This window comes from Paracoccus sp. IB05 (assembly GCF_016405985.1).
In the GTDB taxonomy this organism is placed as follows: domain Bacteria; phylum Pseudomonadota; class Alphaproteobacteria; order Rhodobacterales; family Rhodobacteraceae; genus Pseudogemmobacter.
The window spans coordinates 23,428-40,325 of record NZ_JAEFCF010000028.1; the positions used below are offsets into that span (position 1 = coordinate 23,428).

General features: G+C 64.2%; 14 protein-coding genes. 10 read left to right on the forward strand and 4 right to left on the reverse strand.

The annotated features are described in order from the left end of the window. Positions 1-42: 42 nt before the first annotated feature. Together JC607_RS17110 and JC607_RS17115 are read right to left on the reverse strand one after the other, a co-directional pair. Positions 43-585 carry an RSP_2648 family PIN domain-containing protein gene (locus JC607_RS17110; RefSeq protein ID WP_198838109.1) on the reverse strand — a complete coding sequence of 181 codons (543 nt, stop codon included), beginning with the start codon at positions 583-585 and terminating at the stop codon, positions 43-45. 1 nt (position 586) lies between these two features. Then, the gene (locus JC607_RS17115) at positions 587-1,810 is read right to left on the reverse strand and encodes an RSP_2647 family RNA methyltransferase (RefSeq protein ID WP_198838110.1); all 1,224 of its coding nucleotides are present in this window, start codon (positions 1,808-1,810) and stop codon (positions 587-589) included. A gap of 306 nt (positions 1,811-2,116) precedes the next feature. Here JC607_RS17115 and edd point away from each other — a divergent pair, with 306 nt between their 5' ends. Together edd and eda are read left to right on the forward strand one after the other, a co-directional pair. Beyond that, the gene (gene edd / locus JC607_RS17120) at positions 2,117-3,934 is read left to right on the forward strand and encodes a phosphogluconate dehydratase (RefSeq protein WP_198838111.1); all 1,818 of its coding nucleotides are present in this window, start codon (positions 2,117-2,119) and stop codon (positions 3,932-3,934) included. Positions 3,935-4,073: 139 nt separating this feature from the next. Beyond that, positions 4,074-4,718, forward strand: coding sequence for a bifunctional 4-hydroxy-2-oxoglutarate aldolase/2-dehydro-3-deoxy-phosphogluconate aldolase (gene eda, locus JC607_RS17125; protein ID WP_198838112.1), 645 nt, complete (start codon positions 4,074-4,076; stop codon positions 4,716-4,718). Positions 4,719-4,722: 4 nt separating this feature from the next. On the opposite strand, the gene JC607_RS17130 is transcribed toward eda, so the two are convergent. Next, positions 4,723-4,989, reverse strand: a complete 267-nt coding sequence (locus tag JC607_RS17130; RefSeq protein WP_198838144.1) for a hypothetical protein — start codon at positions 4,987-4,989, stop codon at positions 4,723-4,725. Positions 4,990-5,008: 19 nt separating this feature from the next. Beyond that, positions 5,009-7,807: a glutamine-synthetase adenylyltransferase gene (locus tag JC607_RS17135; RefSeq protein ID WP_198838113.1), complete on the reverse strand. Its 2,799-nt coding sequence runs from the start codon at positions 7,805-7,807 to the stop codon at positions 5,009-5,011. Between the two features lie 270 nt (positions 7,808-8,077). Here JC607_RS17135 and JC607_RS17140 point away from each other — a divergent pair, with 270 nt between their 5' ends. The 8 genes from JC607_RS17140 to JC607_RS17175 all read left to right on the forward strand — a co-directional run bounded on the left by JC607_RS17140 (position 8,078) and on the right by JC607_RS17175 (position 16,864). Beyond that, entirely contained in the window at positions 8,078-8,599 is a 522-nt protein-coding gene (locus JC607_RS17140) for a DUF2852 domain-containing protein (RefSeq protein ID WP_370584854.1), read from the forward strand. Positions 8,600-8,947: 348 nt separating this feature from the next. Continuing rightward, the gene (locus tag JC607_RS17145) at positions 8,948-9,823 is read left to right on the forward strand and encodes an arginyltransferase (RefSeq protein WP_198838114.1); all 876 of its coding nucleotides are present in this window, start codon (positions 8,948-8,950) and stop codon (positions 9,821-9,823) included. A 518-nt stretch (positions 9,824-10,341) separates the two neighbouring features. Further along, a complete protein-coding gene (locus JC607_RS17150) occupies positions 10,342-12,090 on the forward strand; it encodes an acetolactate synthase 3 large subunit (protein WP_233092970.1) in 1,749 nt (582 codons plus the stop codon). 68 nt (positions 12,091-12,158) lie between these two features. Beyond that, on the forward strand, positions 12,159-12,719 hold the full coding sequence (gene ilvN / locus JC607_RS17155; protein WP_198838115.1) for an acetolactate synthase small subunit: 561 nt from the start codon (positions 12,159-12,161) through the stop codon (positions 12,717-12,719). A 203-nt stretch (positions 12,720-12,922) separates the two neighbouring features. After that, complete coding sequence (locus tag JC607_RS17160; protein ID WP_198838116.1) at positions 12,923-14,770, forward strand: ABC-F family ATP-binding cassette domain-containing protein; 1,848 nt, start codon at positions 12,923-12,925, stop codon at positions 14,768-14,770. Positions 14,771-14,897: 127 nt separating this feature from the next. Further along, positions 14,898-15,497, forward strand: coding sequence for a nitroreductase family protein (locus JC607_RS17165; protein WP_198838117.1), 600 nt, complete (start codon positions 14,898-14,900; stop codon positions 15,495-15,497). 117 nt (positions 15,498-15,614) lie between these two features. Next, positions 15,615-16,235 (forward strand): MarC family protein, encoded by a 621-nt coding sequence (locus JC607_RS17170; RefSeq protein ID WP_198838118.1) that lies wholly within the window; start codon positions 15,615-15,617, stop codon positions 16,233-16,235. Between the two features lie 53 nt (positions 16,236-16,288). After that, complete coding sequence (locus tag JC607_RS17175) at positions 16,289-16,864, forward strand: TIGR02281 family clan AA aspartic protease (protein WP_198838119.1); 576 nt, start codon at positions 16,289-16,291, stop codon at positions 16,862-16,864. The last annotated feature ends 34 nt before the right edge of the window (positions 16,865-16,898 follow it).

The window sequence follows — 16,898 nt, forward strand, 5'->3', positions numbered from 1 at the left end:
CGAAATTTGCGGGCGCCTTAGGGCGCCCGTTTTGGTGCCGGATCAGCCGGCCAGGGCTTTGGCGAGACGAAAGAGCCGCACGCGTTTCAAAAGCGGTTTCAGGCCGACCGGCTGGCCGGACAGGCTTTCGGCTTTTGCACGCACCCGCTCGACAATCGCCGCCATCTTTTCCGGCGCGCGCGAGTGCAGCTCCCACAGAAAGCCATCCGGATCCCTTCGGGAAATGCCTTCCGCCGCCAGAACATGACCGGGGAAATCCGAGGCGTTGAAGGTCACAATCGCATCGGCATGGCCGGCGATGCCCGTCGCCAGCACATGCAGATCGCCGGGATCGGGCAGCACCAGGCGCGCCTCGATGGCCGGTTGTGGCGCAACCCGACCCCGCGGGAAAGCCGCGCGAAACAGCGCGGCCTCACCCTCGGCCACGACCTGCACACCGGGGCCGAGTTTGGCCGAAGAATGCGTCCATTCGCCAAGGATCCGGTCAGACCAGACCGGCTCATAAAGACCCGCCTCGCCCGCGCCCTGCAAGATCTCCCGCAGCACTGTCGGGAAGAGGACACAGGCGTCGAGAACGGCCTTCATCTCAGCCGTCCAGACGGAAGGCCAGTGCCTTGAGATACCCCGTTTCCGCAAGCTGCGGCAGCACCGGATGGTCGGGGCCGGCAAAACCGGTATAGATCAGCTGCCCGCGACGCCCGCCCCGACCGATCCCGCGGGCCGAAGCATTGCGGAAGGATGAAAGATCCGCGGCATGGGAACAGGAACAAAGGACCAGGTAGCCACCGGGCGCAACCAGCGCGGCTGCCAGTTTTGCCACCCGTTCATAGGCCCTGAGCCCGGCCTCAAGCGCCGGTTTGGCCGGGGCAAAGGCCGGCGGATCGCAGATCACCAGATCGAACTGCGCCCCTTCCGCAGCAAGCGCCTCGAGCACCTGGAAGGCATCGCCCTGCCGCGTCGAAAACCGCTCTGCTACGCCCGAGGCTTTTGCGCCTCCTTCGGCCAGCGCCAGCGCCGCCGCCGATCCGTCGACTGCCAGTGCGCTTTCGGCGCCTCCGGCCAAAGCCGCCAGCGCGAAACCGCCGACATGGCTGAACATATCCAGCACCCGCGCCCCGCGCGCGAGCCGCGCCGTGAAGGCATGGTTCTCGCGCTGGTCAAAGAAGAGGCCGGTCTTCTGCCCCCCGGTCAGGTCGGCAAGATAGGTCGCGCCATTCATCGGCACCGCAAGCGGCGCGCCAGGCGTCACGCCCAGCACGGTCACGATCTCTTCGGAAAGGCCCTCAAGCCCCCGCGCCCGGCCCGAGCCATTTTTGATCACGGTCGTCACGCCCGTAACCGCTGCCAGCGCCGCGACAAGCGCTGAAAGATGCGCCTCGGCCCAGGCGGCATTGGGTTGCACCACCGCCACATCGCCGAAGCGGTCGATCACCACGCCCGGGAGCCCGTCGGCCTCGGCATGAACCAGGCGGTAAAACGGCTCTGGGTAAAGCCGTGCCCGTGCGGCCAGCGCCCGGGTCAGGCGCGCCTTGAACCAGGCCTCGTCAATCGCCGCCTCCGGATCACGGTCGAGCATCCGCGCCACGATCTTCGACGCGGAGTTTACCGTCACAAGGCCAAGTGGCCGGCGCTCGGCATCTTCCAGCACCGCAAGCGCGCCCGGCGCCAGCGCGGAGGTCCGGCGGTCCATCACCAGCTCATCGGCATAGACCCAGGGGTAGCCGTGGCGGATCGCGCGGGCCTCGGCCTTTGGCCGCAGCCGCACAGTTGGATATTTATAAGCGGAGGTGGGGATATCTGTCTCTGTCATGCCCTCCTCTTACTCAACCCGGCCGCTTTGTGAAAGTGGCATGGTTTCTCTGCGGTGCTGGAATACTGTGCCGGCCGGATCTCGCGCCGGATCGCGCTATCCTGCCTTTGACGCAGCCGCCATTTTGTGCCTGTTCCTATGGCAAAGCGCTTGCAAAATGGGGCGGCACCCTTTAATGTTAGCGCTAACAGATCTATCTTCGGACAGGATACCCCCTGCCGACCCGATTTCCGCCCCAGCTTCTCCGATATGCGGCCCCCAGACACCCGCGACGGAGATCCCCAAAGCCAGGACCGAGAGACCATCATGACATCGAGGCCAGACCTGAACCCGATCATTGCCCGCGTCACCGACCGGATCCGCAAGCGGTCAGAGCACTCGCGCTCCGCCTATCTGGCGCGAATGGCGGCGGCGGTTGCCAAAGGCCCGGTGCGCGCGCATCTGAGCTGTTCCAACCAGGCCCATGCCTATGCGGCGATGGGCGCCGACAAGGCGGATCTCGCGCTTGGCCGGGCGCCGAATATCGGCGTGATCACGGCCTATAACGACATGCTCTCGGCGCATCAGCCCTATGAGGATTACCCGAAGATCATCCGCGAGACCGCGCGCAGGTTTGGTGCCACCGCCCAGGTCGCAGGCGGCGTGCCCGCAATGTGTGACGGCGTGACCCAGGGTCAACCCGGGATGGAGCTGTCGCTGTTCTCGCGTGATGTGATCGCGCTGGCGGCGGGCGTGTCGCTTTCGCATGACTGTTACGATTCGGCTCTCTGGCTCGGGGTTTGCGACAAGATCGTGCCCGGGCTGATCATGGCCGCCGCCACCTTTGGCCATATCCCGTCGATTTTCATCCCCGCAGGCCCGATGACCAGCGGCATCGGCAATGACGAGAAAGCCAGGGTCCGTGCCGCTTTCGCTGAAGGCAAGGCCACGCGCGAGGAACTGATGGCGGCCGAGATGGCCTCCTATCACGGGCCGGGCACCTGCACCTTTTACGGCACCGCCAATACCAATCAGATGCTGATGGAGGTGATGGGCCTCCACCTCCCCGGCGCCACTTTCGTCAACCCGGGCACGCCTTTGCGCGAGGCGCTGACCGAGGCGGCTGTGGCGCGCGCGGCGGCGATCACCGCTCTGGGCAATGATTTCCGCCCGGCAGGCGAGATCCTGGACGAGCGCGCCTATGTGAACGGGATTGTCGGACTGATGGCCACGGGGGGCTCGACCAATCTCGTGCTGCATCTGCCGGCTATGGCGCGGGCCTCGGGCGTGCTGCTCGATCTTGAGGATTTTGACGATCTCTCGGGCGCAGTGCCACTGATGGCAAGGGTTTACCCGAATGGGCTGGCAGATGTGAACCATTTCCACGCGGCGGGGGGCCTGCAGTTCCTGATCCGCGATCTGCTGGGCGCGGGGCTTTTGCATGAGGATGTGAAGACGGTCGCAGGCGACGGGCTGACACATTATACGCGCGAGCCTGAACTCTGTGACGGCACCTTCCGCTACCGCGAAGGCCCGGCAAAAACACTGAACGACAGGATCCTGCGTCCGGCTGCCGATCCCTTTGCCCAGACCGGCGGGCTGCGGCAGCTGGAGGGCAATCTCGGTCGCGCGGTGATCAAGATCTCCGCCGTGGCGCCCGAGCGCCATGTGATCGAAGCGCCTGCCCGGGTGTTCCACGACCAGGAGTCGGTAAAGGCGGCTTTCAGGCGCGGCGAGTTCACCTCGGATATGATCGTGGTGCTGCGCTTCCAGGGGCCGCAGGCCAATGGAATGCCCGAGCTGCATTCGCTGACGCCGGTGCTGACAGTGTTGCAGGATCGCGGGCTGAAAGTGGCGCTGGTGACCGATGGCCGCATGTCGGGTGCCAGTGGCAAGGTGCCGGCTGCAATCCATGTCTCACCCGAAGCCGCCTGTGGCGGCCCGCTCGCGCGGTTGCAGGATGGTGATCTGTTGCGCCTTGATGCGGTGCAGGGTGAGCTGACCTGCCTCGCCCCCGATTTTGCGACCCGCGCCCCGGTCGTGGCCGATCTGAGCGCGAATGGATATGGCACCGGGCGAGAGCTTTTCGAGATGTTCCGCCGCTCGGTCGGCAATGCCGAACATGGTGCGGCAGTGGTCGTCTGATCCACCGCCGCGCCACCTGACTTTTGCCGGATGCCTCCGGCGGGAGTATTCAGGTCAAGAGGAAGATGCCTGTTTCCTCTTGATAAAAATACTCAAATTTCAACGCTGCCACTGGCAGATCCCTGTCCGAGGAAGAGACATGACCCCCGCAGAGCAATCCATTGCCGCTGAACAGATCTGCCGGCTGGCGCCGGTAGTACCGGTTCTGATCGTAGAAGATGTGACCCAGGCCGCGCCGCTGGCGCAAGCCCTGGTCGCAGGTGGCCTGCCGGCACTTGAGGTGACCCTGCGCACAAAGGCCGCGCTGGATGTGATCCGCGCAATGGCCGAGGTCGAGGGCGGTGTGGTCGGGGCGGGGACACTCCTGACCCGTGCGGATGTGAAGGCGGCGAAGGCCGCCGGCGCGAAATTCGGGGTTTCGCCCGGCACCACCCAGGCACTGATCGAGGCCTGCGAGGATGAGGGTCTGCCACTGCTGCCGGGGGCGGCTTCGGCCTCGGAGGCCATGGCTTTGCTCGAGCGCGGCTATACGGTGCAGAAGTTCTTTCCCGCCGAACAGGCCGGCGGTGCCGGGTTTCTTAAGGCGCTCTCATCACCACTGCCCCAGGTGCGGTTCTGCCCGACCGGTGGCATCAGCCTGAAAAACGCCGGTGATTATCTCGGCCTGCCGAATGTGCTTTGCGTGGGCGGCAGCTGGGTGGCGCCGAAAGACGCGCTTGCGGCCGGCAGCTGGAGCGAGGTCACCTTTCTGGCCGCTGAGGCCAGGGGCCTTGCCCGCCGCTGACCTCTCAGGCTGACCTTCCCAGACGACCGCCGCGGCGCTTTGGCTCTGCGGCGGGCATCAGCCCGGCGGTCAGCACCTCGTTCATCGGATGATCCGGCGCGGTGGTGCAGTATTCCGCGATCAGTGTGCGCAGCGCATCGGGGATCTTGCGGTTATCCGCCACACTCAGCGCCCAGTCCATAAAGATCGACCGGCATTCGCCCAGCGAAATCCCTTCGATCCGGTAGCTTTCCCGGACCAGTCCCTTCGGATCTGCCTCTTCCAGCCGCACAGCCAGCCTCCCCATCGCCTTACCCGTTCTGTTTTGCCGCAAATTGCCGCGCGCAGACGCTGCCTGCAAGCACCACCACCGACCGAAGCTGTGCCAGAAGCGTCTTCATGTCGCTTTCCCCGGTCTCGCGCAGCAAAAACGCGCGCCCCCCCTCGCCGATTGTGGCCGGATCAAGCGGCCCTTCGCTCAGGAGCCGCGCCGCGCAATGGAGCGACCAGAGGAAACGCCAGGCCTTTGCCAGGCCCTCCTGATCGGACTTCTCCAGCACCTGTTTCGCGCCGGCAAGCTGGCGCTCAATCGTTCGGGCCGGGTTCGCGGTGATCAGCGCCGCCATTTCGGCGACAAGCTCGATATCCATCAGCCGGCCCGGGCCGCTCTTGGTTTCCCATTCCCCGCGCGCGGGCTTGGCCTCCTGGAGCCGCGCCCGCATCGCCGCGACATCGGCGACCACATTGCCCCCCGCGCCTTTCACCGCGATCACCTCGCGACGGGCCTCTTCGACCGCGACGGCAAGGGTCGGATCGCCGGCCAGCACCCGCGCCCGCGTGAGCGCGAGATGTTCCCAGGTCCAGGCCTCAGTCATCTGATAATCGCGCCAGCCTGTCAGCGAGGTCGCAACCGGCCCCTGGCGCCCCGAAGGGCGCAGCCGCACATCGACCTCGTAAAGCCTGCCCCCCGCCGTCTGGGCCGACAGTGCTGTCACCATCGCCTGGGTCAGGCGCGCGTAATAGGTGCGCACCGGCAGCGGGCGGCGGCCCTCAGAATGTTCAGCCTCGACCCCGTCTGCGAAAGCATCATAGATCAGGATCAGGTCAAGATCAGAACAGGCATTGAGCCGCCCTACCCCAAGGCTTCCCATGCCCAGCAGCACCGCGCCCCGGCCCGGCGGCGCGCCATGTTTGGCCGCGAATTCAGCCACGACCCGGGGCCAGAGCGCGGCAACCACCGCCTCGGCCAGATCGGAATATTGCTTGCCGGCCTCGAAACTGTCGATCAGCCCGCGCAGGTGATGGACGCCGATGCGGAAATGCCATTCCTTCATCCAGCGCCGCGCCTCGTCGAGCTGACGTTCGTAATCGGCAAGGTCCCCAAGCCGTTGCGACAGCGCCCCCGTCAGGCCGCGCGCGCCGGGCCAGGGCTCGAAGAACGCCCCCCCGATCACCGCATCAAGGACCGCCGCATTGCGTGAGAGATACCGGGCAAGTTCCGGCGCGGTGCCGGCAATGTCGATGATCAGAGCCACCAGCTGCGGATTGGCCTCGAACAGCGAGAAGATCTGCACGCCCGAAGGCAGGCCTGCCAGAAACCCGTCAAGGGCCACCAGCGCCTCATCCGGATTGGCGGCTGCGGCCAGCGATTTCAGGAATTGCGGGCGGAGGCGGCGGAAAATGGTCTGGGCGCGATCCGAGCGCAGACAGGGGTAGTGCTGCCAGCCCCCGACGATCGAACGGGCGTGATCGGAGAGCTGCGGCGCTTCCTCCGCGGGCTCATCAGGGGCGAAGAACCCCTCGGTCAGATCATCGGTGCGCTTCAGCCGCGTGATCAGCCCCTCGCGGAACTGGTCCTCGGCTTCGCCCATGAAGGCGGCAATCCGCGCGACGCCCCCGGCAGTCGGCGGCATGGTCTGGGTCTGCGCATCGCCGACCATCTGGAGCCGGTGCTCCAGTTCGCGATGCGCGCGGTAAAGCGTGGTCAGCTCAGTGGCCACATCGCCCGGGATCCAGCCCTTTTCTGCCAGCGCCGCAAGGCCGCCTTCGGTGGTCGGATCACGCAGATCCGGGTCGCGGCCCCCGGCGATCAGCTGGCGGGTCTGGGTGAAAAACTCGATCTCGCGGATGCCGCCAAGGCCGAGCTTGATATTGTGATTCTCGACCGTCAACGGACCATTCAGCCCGCGATGTTCGCGGATCCTCAGCCGCATGTCATGCGCGTCCTGTATCGCGGCATAGTCGAGATGTTTGCGCCAGACAAAGGGAGTCAGCGACTGCAAAAAGCGCTGCCCGGCCTCCAGATCGCCGCCACAGGGGCGGGCTTTGATATAGGCCGCACGTTCCCAGGTGCGCCCCTCCGCCTCATAGTAATTATAGGCCGCCCCCATCGAGAGGCAGACCGGCATCACCGAGGCATCGGGCCGGAGCCGCAGATCAGTACGGAAAACATAGCCTTCGGAGGTCACGTCCGAGAGGATCGCCGTCATTTTCTTGGTCACGCGGATAAAACTGGCGCGGGCCTCGGCCTGGTCCTCGCCATAGCGCTCCTGGTCGAAAAGGCAGATGAGGTCGATATCCGAGGAGTAGTTCAGCTCGCCTGCGCCCATCTTGCCCATGGCAAGCACGGTCATACCACCCGCGGTCTCCGCATCCTGCGGGTCTGCGCCGGGCAATTTGCCGCGGCGGATTTCCTCGGCCACCAGCCATTTGACACTGAGATCGACCGCGAGATCGGCAAGCGCGGTGAGCGCGCCGGTCACTTCATTCAGCTGCCAGACCCCGCCCAGATCGCACAGCGCCGTCAGGAGCGCCGCACGCCGTTTGGCCTGGCGCAGCGCAGCACCCAGCGTATCAAGCCCGGCCTCGCGCGGCTCGGCCAGAAGAGAGGCGAGCGCATGTTCCGGCGCGCCCGCGAGCGCCTGGCGGATCCAGACCCCCTCGCGTTCCAGCAGGCCGCCGAGATAGGGCGAACAGCCTGCTATGCCCCCGATCAACCCCGCCACCAAAGGCCCGAGATCGGCAAATTCAGCCCTGGCCCCCGCCCCGGCTGCGGGATCGAAGGCGATGGGCTGGCGGGTGATGCGGGCGGCAAAGGCGTGATCTGACATGGGCGCAAAATGCGGCGCGGTGACGGGGGGGTCAATTCCCCTGATCGCGGGCGGCGCGGCTTTGGCAAAGAATTCCGCCTTTCCGACCGCCAGGAGCCGCCCCGGTAGCCCGGGGCGTCCCGGCTGGCCCAGGCGAAAAGCCGCTGAACCGCCAGGCAGCACGGCTCCTGATATGTAAATATCATTCACATCCCTCTTGAAAGAACCGGGAGCCAGCCGCAAATTATCCATGTGAACGACATTTACATCCGAACAGGGAGTGACCTTGAGATGAACAGCACAGCTGGTTCCCGCACGGGCATGATGGCCTTTCGCGGGTTTACCGACCGGCTTCGCCAGGTTGAGGCCTGGCTTGATGCCCGTGGTAAATGGGCCTGGATTGCCGCCATGGTGGCGGGGTTCGTGATTTTCTTTCCGCTTGGCCTCGCAATTCTGGCCTGGATGATCTGGGGAAAACAGATGTTTGGATTCGCCTGCAGCAACCGCAGACATGACCGCAGCGCCCGCAATGGCTTTGGCCGCCAGGGCTTTGACCGCCACGCGCCGTTCCGCGCCACCGGCAATGCGGCCTTCGACTCTTACCGCGATGAGACCCTGCGCCGGCTGGAAGACGAACAGGGCGCATTTGAATCCTTCCTCCAACGCCTGCGCGATGCCCGCGACAAGCAGGAATTCGACCATTTCATGGAGGAACGCGCCCAGGGCGTCTCTGATGCCGCCGCCGCCCGAGCTGAAACCGGCGCTGAAACCGGGCCGGAAACCGGCGAAGCACCCCGCCGTGGCGAATACTGAGGCACTGCGCCCCTGATGTCGCCCTTATCAAAGCCGCTGCCGGCGAGGCATACCAGCTGAGCGGTGCCCGGCGAAGGGTTTCCATCGCGTGAAAGGCAGGAAAACATCAGCGCTCCGGCCAGTGGCCGGGGCGCCGTTTTGCCGAATTTGCGCTGTTGTCGGATGGGATTGCCCTTGCTAGGGTCTCGCTTGACCACCGCTGGCTCTCTCCGGGTTCATGCCCGATCCGCCAGGCCTGCCTGAAAATATTGCCCGCGTCCCAAAGACCATCCTGCGAAAGGGCGCCCTCCCGCGCCCGGACTTAAGACACGCCAACCGACAGAGACCCGTAACACCCCCGACAGCCAGATGCGCCATACCCTTCCCATCGCCCCACAATTCTATGTGACCGCTCCGCAGCCGTGCCCCTATCTCGACGGGCGGATGGAGCGTAAGCTGTTCACGGCATTGCAGGGCGAACATGCGCAGAGGCTGAATGACGCGCTGTCGAAACAGGGCTTCCGGCGCAGCCAGAATGTGCTTTACCGCCCGTCCTGCGCGGAATGTTCGGCCTGTCTCTCGGCGCGGATCCGGGTTGCGGATTTCAATCCCTCGCGCACCCAGAAGCGGGTTCTGAAGAAGAACGAGGATCTGACCCGCAATGCAACCAGCCCCTGGGCGACGGAAGACCAGTTCCAGCTGTTCCGCCGCTATCTCGACACCCGTCATGCCGATGGGGGTATGGCGGATATGGATATTTTCGAATTCGCTGCCATGATCGAGGAAACCCCGATCCGGTCGCGGGTGATCGAATATACCCGTCCCGTGGACAGCGCGGATCCTGGCGGGTCGGACCGCTATGGTTCAGACCGCTATGGTTCAGACCAGGGCAGCCGGCTCGCGGCGGTCTGTCTGACCGATGTGTTCGATGACGGGCTTTCGATGGTCTATTCCTTTTACGACCCCGCGATGAATGCGCGTTCGCTGGGCAGCTATATCATCCTTGATCATGTCGAGATCGCGCGCGAGGCCGGGCTGCCCTATGTCTATCTTGGCTATTGGGTGCCGGGCAGCCGCAAGATGGGGTATAAGGCCAGCTTTGACGCGCTGGAGATTTTCAAGGGCGGGCAATGGACCGATCTGGGCTCGCCCGCCGATCACCGGGCCGAGCTTCATCCGCTCTCGGTCGATCCGATCGCCGAACAGGTCGCAAAGATCAGCCTGCCGGAGGCGCGTGGCTCCTGAAAAGATGTCGCACCTGCCGCTGGTCCTGCTTGCCGCCGTCGGGACTATTAGTGCCAGGATGAAACCTGCGCCCGCCCGTCCGCTTCTGTGCCCTGTTGCGATTATCCGTTGTGAACACGGTTTCACCCTGGAGGAAAATTAGGCCGCGCGTCGCGCTCCCCCCTCTGCCACAAGCCAGGGCTGCCACAGATTCGGGGCACGAAAACACGAAAATTGCCCTCCGCGACCCGCGGTCGAAATATTGTTGCGATTTTCACCCCGTCCTGGACAGATTCAGTGCAGATTTACGGTTGACGCCCCTTAACAGCTTGCCTTAGGGTCCCGTCAGTCGCGCGGACTGTCACAGGCCGCTGCGCTGAGGAGATGCGTATGGGCAGGATTATTGTCGTCGTAAGGGACAGGCGCATGGGCCGGTAACGGTTGCCATAATGGTCTCCCATGCGCCCCCGGATTAACCCTCGGGGGCTTTTTGTTTTGGAACGGCCGGCAGGAGCTGGCGAGAGGATGACGGTGCAGCGATGACGGCAAAGGTGATGACCGGCGCGAAGATGGTGGTGCAGGCTCTGAAGGATCAGGGCGTCGAGGTGGTGTTTGGCTATCCCGGCGGCGCAGTCCTGCCGATCTATGACGAGATTTTCCAGCAAAACGACATCCGCCATATTCTTGTCCGTCACGAACAGGGCGCGGTCCATATGGCCGAAGGCTATGCGCGTTCGACCGGCAAGGTGGGGGTGGCGCTGGTGACCTCGGGGCCGGGCGCGACCAATGCCGTGACCGGGCTGACCGATGCGCTGATGGATTCGATTCCGATCCTCGTCCTCTCGGGCCAGGTGCCGACCTTCATGATCGGAACCGATGGGTTCCAGGAGGCTGACACCGTTGGCATCACCCGCCCCTGCACCAAGATGAACTGGCTGGTGAAAGAGACCGACAGACTCGCGGATACGATCCACCAGGCCTTCCATGTCGCGAAATCGGGCCGTCCGGGCCCGGTGCTCGTCGATATCCCCAAGGATGTGCAATTCGCGACCGGCCCCTATACCGCACCGGAAAAGGCAAAGGTCTCGCATTATCAGCCGCGGGTGAAGGGCGATATCGACGCCATCACGCGGATGGTGGAACTGATGGAGACCGCCGAGCGGCCTTTGTTCTATACCGGCGGCGGCGTGATCAATTCCGGCAAGGGCGCGAGCCAGCTCCTGTGTGAGTTTGTCGAGGCGACCGGCTTTCCGATCACCTCGACGCTGATGGGGCTGGGTGCCTATCCGGCCAGCGGCAAGGCCTGGCTTGGGATGCTGGGGATGCACGGGCTTTATGAGGCCAATCTGGCGATGCATGGCTGCGATCTGATGATCAATGTCGGCGCGCGTTTTGACGACCGCATCACCGGGCGTGTGGCCGATTTCTCGCCGAAATCGAAAAAAGTGCATATCGATATCGATCCGTCATCCATCAACAAGGTGATCCGGGTCGATGTGCCGATCCTGGGCGATGTCGGCCATATCCTGGAAGACGCGCTGAAGATCTGGAAGGCGCGCGGGCGCCGCGTCAATAAAGACGGGCTCGCGAAATGGTGGGGTCAGATCAATGAGTGGCGGGCGGTCAACTGCCTTTCCTACACGCCGTCTTCGAGCACGATCAAACCGCAATATGCGCTGGAGCGGCTCGAAGCGCTGACCAAGGGCATGGATCGCTACATCACCACCGAAGTCGGCCAGCATCAGATGTGGGCGGCGCAGTTCCTCGGCTTTGACGAGCCGAACCGCTGGATGACCTCCGGGGGCCTCGGGACCATGGGCTATGGCATTCCGGCCTCGATCGGGGTGCAGGTCGCGCATCCCGAAGCGCTGGTGATCAACGTGGCGGGTGAGGCCTCCTGGCTGATGAATATGCAGGAGATGGGGACGGCGATGCAGTTCCGCGCGCCGGTCAAGCAGTTCATCCTGAACAATGAGCGGCTTGGTATGGTGCGCCAGTGGCAGGAGCTGTTGCATGGCGAGCGCTATTCGCATTCCTGGTCGGAAAGCCTGCCCGATTTCGTGAAACTGGCGGAGGCTTTCGGCTGCAAAGGGCTGCGGGTTGACGATCCGAAGGATCTCGATGACGCGATCCTGGAGATGATCCGCTATGACGGGCCGGTGATCTTTGATTGCCGCGTCGAGAAGCATGAGAACTGCTTCCCGATGATTCCGTCGGGCAAGCCGCATAACGAGATGCTGCTTTCGGCCGATGCGGATGCGTTCAAATCGGGCGCCGTGCTGGTGTGACATCGCGCGTGGGGGCCCTGCCCCCACACCCCCGGGATATTTAGAGACAGAAAATGAGAGGGCAGCCGATGTCTGCGCTTAAGATCAAAAAAGGCTCAACCAGCCACTCCGCCTATGACCTGCGCGACCCCCATTCCGAGGTCGAGGCGAGCCATACGCTGGCGGTGATCGTCGAAAATGAACCTGGCGTGCTGGCGCGGGTGATCGGGCTGTTTTCGGGCCGTGGTTACAACATCGACAGTCTGACCGTGGCCGAGGTCGATCATACCGGGCATCGCTCGCGGATCACAGTTGTCACGCGCGGGACACCGGCGGTGATCGACCAGATAGAGGCACAGCTGTCGCGTATGGTCCCGGTGCATGCCGTCCATGACCTGACCGCCGAAGGGCCGAGCGTGCAGCGCGAGCTCGCGCTGTTCAAGGTGGTCGGCAAGGGCGATCAGCGGATCGAGGCGCTGCGGCTGTGCGAGATTTTCCGTGCCAAGGTGGTCGATACCAGCCTCGAGAGCTTTGTCTTCGAGCTGACGGGCACTCCGGACAAGATCGACGCTTTTGCAGATCTGATGCGCCCGCTTGGCCTGAAAGAAATCGCCCGAACCGGTGTCGCAGCCCTCTCACGCGGCTTCTGATCTGGCCATTGAGTTCGCGGCAAGGCAGGCGCGGTGCCGCCTGCCGCCCATGCCGACCGCAGGCCTGCGCCAGCAGGCCTGCCCCCGCCCGCGCCTTTTGGACCGGAGCCGCGCAGCGGCTTTGGGCCAAAAGCGCGGGTTCCCTGCCGATCCCCGCCTGATCCCGGTTGACCTGAGACGCAGGCGCTGGCAAGGCGGGCGCCATGTTGCGCATCTCTGACATCACCTATTCCGTCGAAGGCCGCCCCCTGTTTGAAGGGGCCTTGGCCACCATTCCCACCGGCCATAAGGTCGGCCTTGTCGGGCGCAACGGCGCCGGCAAGACCACGCTCTTCCGGTTGATCCGCGGCCAGCTGGCACTGGAAGGCGGCGAGATTTCGCTGCCCAGCCGCGCGAAGATCGGCGGCGTCGCGCAGGAAGTGCCCTCGTCGGAGACCTCGCTTCTCGACACGGTGCTCGCGGCCGATACCGAGCGCGCCAGCCTGATCCTGGAATCCGGGACCGCAACCGACCCGGCCCGGATTGCCGAGATCCAGTCGCGGCTGAGTGACATCGACGCCTGGTCGGCCGAGGGCCGCGCCTCTTCGATCCTCAAGGGCCTTGGCTTTGATGCAGACCAGCAGCTCATGCCCTGTTCCGCTTTTTCCGGCGGCTGGCGGATGCGGGTCGCGCTGGCCGGGGTCCTTTTCGCGCAGCCGGACCTTTTGCTCCTTGACGAGCCGACCAACTATCTCGACCTCGAAGGCGCGCTCTGGCTGGAGGCCTACCTCCAGAAATACCCCCATACCGTCATCATCATCAGCCATGATCGCGGCCTGCTGAACCGCGCGGTCCAGGGCATCCTGCATCTCGACAACAGAAAACTCACCTATTGGCAGGGCGGCTATGACCAGTTCGCCCGCCAGATGGCCGAGCGCCGCGCCCTCCAGGCCGCCGAAGCCAAAAAGCAAGAGGCCCGCCGCGCCCATCTGCAAAGCTTCGTTGACCGTTTCAAGGCCAAGGCCTCGAAAGCGACGCAGGCCCAGAGCCGCGTGAAAATGCTCGAGAAAATGACCTCGATCACCGCGCCGGAAGATGCGGCGCGGGTGGTTTTCACCTTCCCGGCGCCGGAAGAGCTCTCGCCCCCGATCCTGACACTGGATGGCGCGAGCGTGGGGTATGACGGGCCGCCGGTTCTGAAAAAACTCTCGCTCCGGATCGACCAGGACGACCGGATCGCGCTTCTGGGCCGTAATGGCGAGGGCAAATCGACGCTGTCAAAGCTGCTTGCCGGCAAGCTGAAAGAATCGGGTGGCAGCGTCACCCGGTCCTCAAAGCTGCGCATCGGCTATTTCGCGCAGCACCAGGTCGATGAGCTTTATATCGACGAGACGCCGCTGCAGCATATCCAGCGCCTGCGCCCTTCCGAGCATCAGGCGAAACTGCGCGCGCGGCTTGCGGGCTTTGGCCTTGGCGCCGATCAGGCGGAAACCGCCGTGGGGCGGCTTTCGGGCGGGCAAAAAGCACGGCTCTCGCTGCTGCTTGCGACCATCGACGCGCCGCATATGCTGATCCTCGACGAACCTACGAACCACCTCGATATCGAAAGCCGCGAGGCCCTCGTGGAGGCGCTGACCGAATATTCCGGCGCGGTCATCCTTGTCAGCCACGACATGCATCTGCTGTCGCTTGTGGCTGATCGGCTCTGGCTGGTGAAAGGCGGCGCGGTCGAGCCCTATAATGGCGATCTCGAAGATTACCGCCGTCTGCTGCTGACCCCGGATGAGGCGAATAAACCCGCGAAAGCCGCGCCTGTGGTGAAAAAGGCCAGCCGCGAGGAAGTGACCGCGCTGAAGGCCGAGCTTCGGAAATGCGAGGAACGCGTCGCCAAGATCGAGGATATGCGCTCGAAGCTGGCGGTGAAACTCGCGGATCCGGCGCTTTACGAAGATGACCGCAAGGGCGATCTGGGGGTCTGGAACCGGAAATATGCCGAGGTGATGGAGGCGCTGGACCGCGCCGAATCCCTCTGGATCAACGCCCAGGAGGCGCTGGAGAAAGCCAATCCATAATGGCCGCAGAGATGAACCCGAACTGTTCATCTCTGCACAGTCAACCCGTCTTGAAATTCTCCCGGTGCGAGAGTTGATAGGTGTCAACGCAAACGCCGCATTGCGGCATCCAGATAGGCACCTGAAAATGTCGAAGACCATCGAAGCCCTGACCAAGCGCCGCACCCAATATGCGCTTGGCCGCAATGTGACCCTGTCGAAAGATCAGATCGAAGCGCTGATCAAAGAGGCGATCCGCCAGGCCCCCTCGTCCTTCAACTCGCAAAGCTCGCGCGCCGTGATCCTGTTCGGTGCCGACAGCGAGAAAGTCTGGTCGCTGATCGATGCCGAACTGCGCAAGATCGTTCCGGCCGACGCTTTCGCCTCGACCGAGGCCAAGCTGAAATCCTTCGCTGCCGGCCTTGGCACTGTTCTGTTCTATGAAGACCAGGACACGATCAAAGGCCTGCAGGAAAACTTCCCGCTTTATGCCGATGCTTTCCCGGGCTTCTCGCTGCATTCCGCCGGCATGGCGCAGCTTGCCGTCTGGACCGCGCTTGCCGAAGAAGGCATCGGCGCCAGCCTGCAGCACTATTCGCCGATCGCCGATGCCGCGCTGACCGCCGGGTTCAACCTGCCCGCCAGCTGGAAACTCCAGGCGCAGATGCCCTTCGGCTCGAATGAAGCGCCTTTCCTCGACAAGGCCTTCATCGAAGACGCGCATCGCTTCGTCACCCTCGGCAAGTAAGCCGGTCGGCAAATCACAGCAAAGGGGAAGGCCACGCGCCTTCCCCTTTTGCATTTCTGCCCCCCGGAGCGGTGAAAGCCGGTTGACGGAACCGGGTTTCCCCCCCGACAGTCAGCCATGGACAGCGCATTTCTGATCACCGCCTTTGCCACGCTTTTCGTGGTGATCGACCCGCCGGGCCTCGTGCCGCTGTTCATCGCCCTGACGCAGGGCATGGACCCAGGCCATCGCCGCGCCATGGCACGCCGCGCCTGCCTGATCGCTGCCGCCCTTTTGCTGATCTTCGGCCTTTTCGGCGAAGTGATCCTGAACTTCATCGGCATTTCGATGCCGGCCTTCCGCATCGCCGGCGGCATCCTTTTGTTCCTCACCGCCCTCGACATGCTGTTCGAACGCCGCACCCAGCGGCGCGAGGGCCAGCAGCCCGATCCCGATCACGACCCCTCGGTCTTCCCGCTCGCAACACCGCTGATCGCCGGCCCCGGCGCCATCGCCACCATGATCCTGCTGATGGGCCAGGCGGGTGAGGCCTGGAGTGCCAAGCTTGCCGTAATCCTCCTCCTCGCGGCGATCATGCTGGTGACCTTCCTCTTCTTCCGCGCCTCGCCGCTGCTGGAGCGCCTGCTGGGCCGCACCGGCACCGTGGTGATCACCCGGCTTCTGGGCATGCTGCTCGCGGCGCTTTCTGTCCAGTTCGTGATCGACGGGGTGCGCCAGACCGGGCTGATCACCGGCTGACGCCCTTCCCGCCCGCCCGCCTTTGCGCCATAGTCAGCGCAAAGGAGACCCAAATGGATTCAGAGCTCTGGCCGCGCGTCATCTATCTCAGCCTGCTGGTGGCGGCGCTTGGGGGCTGGATCCTCGTCGAATATCGCGGCCGCTTCGGCGCGGCCCTGCGCACCTTCGCCGCCTGGGGGCTGATCTTCGTGGGCCTTGCCGCAGGCTACGGGCTCTGGAACGATATCCAGGGCGAGAACCGACCGCGCCAGATGGCCAGTGAAGCCGGCGAGATGGTGCTGCGCCGCGCCGCGGACGGCCATTTCTACGCCGCCCTCGACATCAACGGCTCCGAGGTCTTCTTCATGGTGGATACCGGCGCCACCAATATGGTGATCTCTCGCCGCGATGCGGAACGGCTGGGCTTCCACCCTGATGAGCTGCGCTATTTCGGCGAGGCCTCCACCGCCAATGGTGTCGTGCGCACGGCCCGTGTCACGCTTGATGAAATCGATTTCGGCCCCTTCACCGACCGTTCCATGGACGCCTGGGTGAATGAGGGTGAAATGGACGGCTCGCTGCTTGGCATGGATTACCTGCGCCGCTTCTCGATCCGCATCGAAGGCGACCGCATGATCCTGACGCGCTGAAACCCTGCCGGCTTCCTCTTGACATAAATACTCC

What these genes read in the sequence shown, in the direction of transcription:
- JC607_RS17110 (WP_198838109.1), bottom strand. Translation starts at nt 585, where the DNA reads ATGAAGGCCGTTCTCGACGCCTGTGTCCTCTTCCCGACAGTGCTGCGG.
- JC607_RS17115 (WP_198838110.1), bottom strand. Translation starts at nt 1,810, where the DNA reads ATGACAGAGACAGATATCCCCACCTCCGCTTATAAATATCCAACTGTG.
- edd (WP_198838111.1), top strand. Translation starts at nt 2,117, where the DNA reads ATGACATCGAGGCCAGACCTGAACCCGATCATTGCCCGCGTCACCGAC.
- eda (WP_198838112.1), top strand. Translation starts at nt 4,074, where the DNA reads ATGACCCCCGCAGAGCAATCCATTGCCGCTGAACAGATCTGCCGGCTG.
- JC607_RS17135 (WP_198838113.1), bottom strand. Translation starts at nt 7,807, where the DNA reads ATGTCAGATCACGCCTTTGCCGCCCGCATCACCCGCCAGCCCATCGCC.
- JC607_RS17140 (WP_370584854.1), top strand. Translation starts at nt 8,078, where the DNA reads ATGAACAGCACAGCTGGTTCCCGCACGGGCATGATGGCCTTTCGCGGG.
- JC607_RS17145 (WP_198838114.1), top strand. Translation starts at nt 8,948, where the DNA reads ATGCGCCATACCCTTCCCATCGCCCCACAATTCTATGTGACCGCTCCG.
- JC607_RS17150 (WP_233092970.1), top strand. Translation starts at nt 10,342, where the DNA reads ATGACGGCAAAGGTGATGACCGGCGCGAAGATGGTGGTGCAGGCTCTG.
- ilvN (WP_198838115.1), top strand. Translation starts at nt 12,159, where the DNA reads ATGTCTGCGCTTAAGATCAAAAAAGGCTCAACCAGCCACTCCGCCTAT.
- JC607_RS17160 (WP_198838116.1), top strand. Translation starts at nt 12,923, where the DNA reads ATGTTGCGCATCTCTGACATCACCTATTCCGTCGAAGGCCGCCCCCTG.
- JC607_RS17165 (WP_198838117.1), top strand. Translation starts at nt 14,898, where the DNA reads ATGTCGAAGACCATCGAAGCCCTGACCAAGCGCCGCACCCAATATGCG.
- JC607_RS17170 (WP_198838118.1), top strand. Translation starts at nt 15,615, where the DNA reads ATGGACAGCGCATTTCTGATCACCGCCTTTGCCACGCTTTTCGTGGTG.
- JC607_RS17175 (WP_198838119.1), top strand. Translation starts at nt 16,289, where the DNA reads ATGGATTCAGAGCTCTGGCCGCGCGTCATCTATCTCAGCCTGCTGGTG.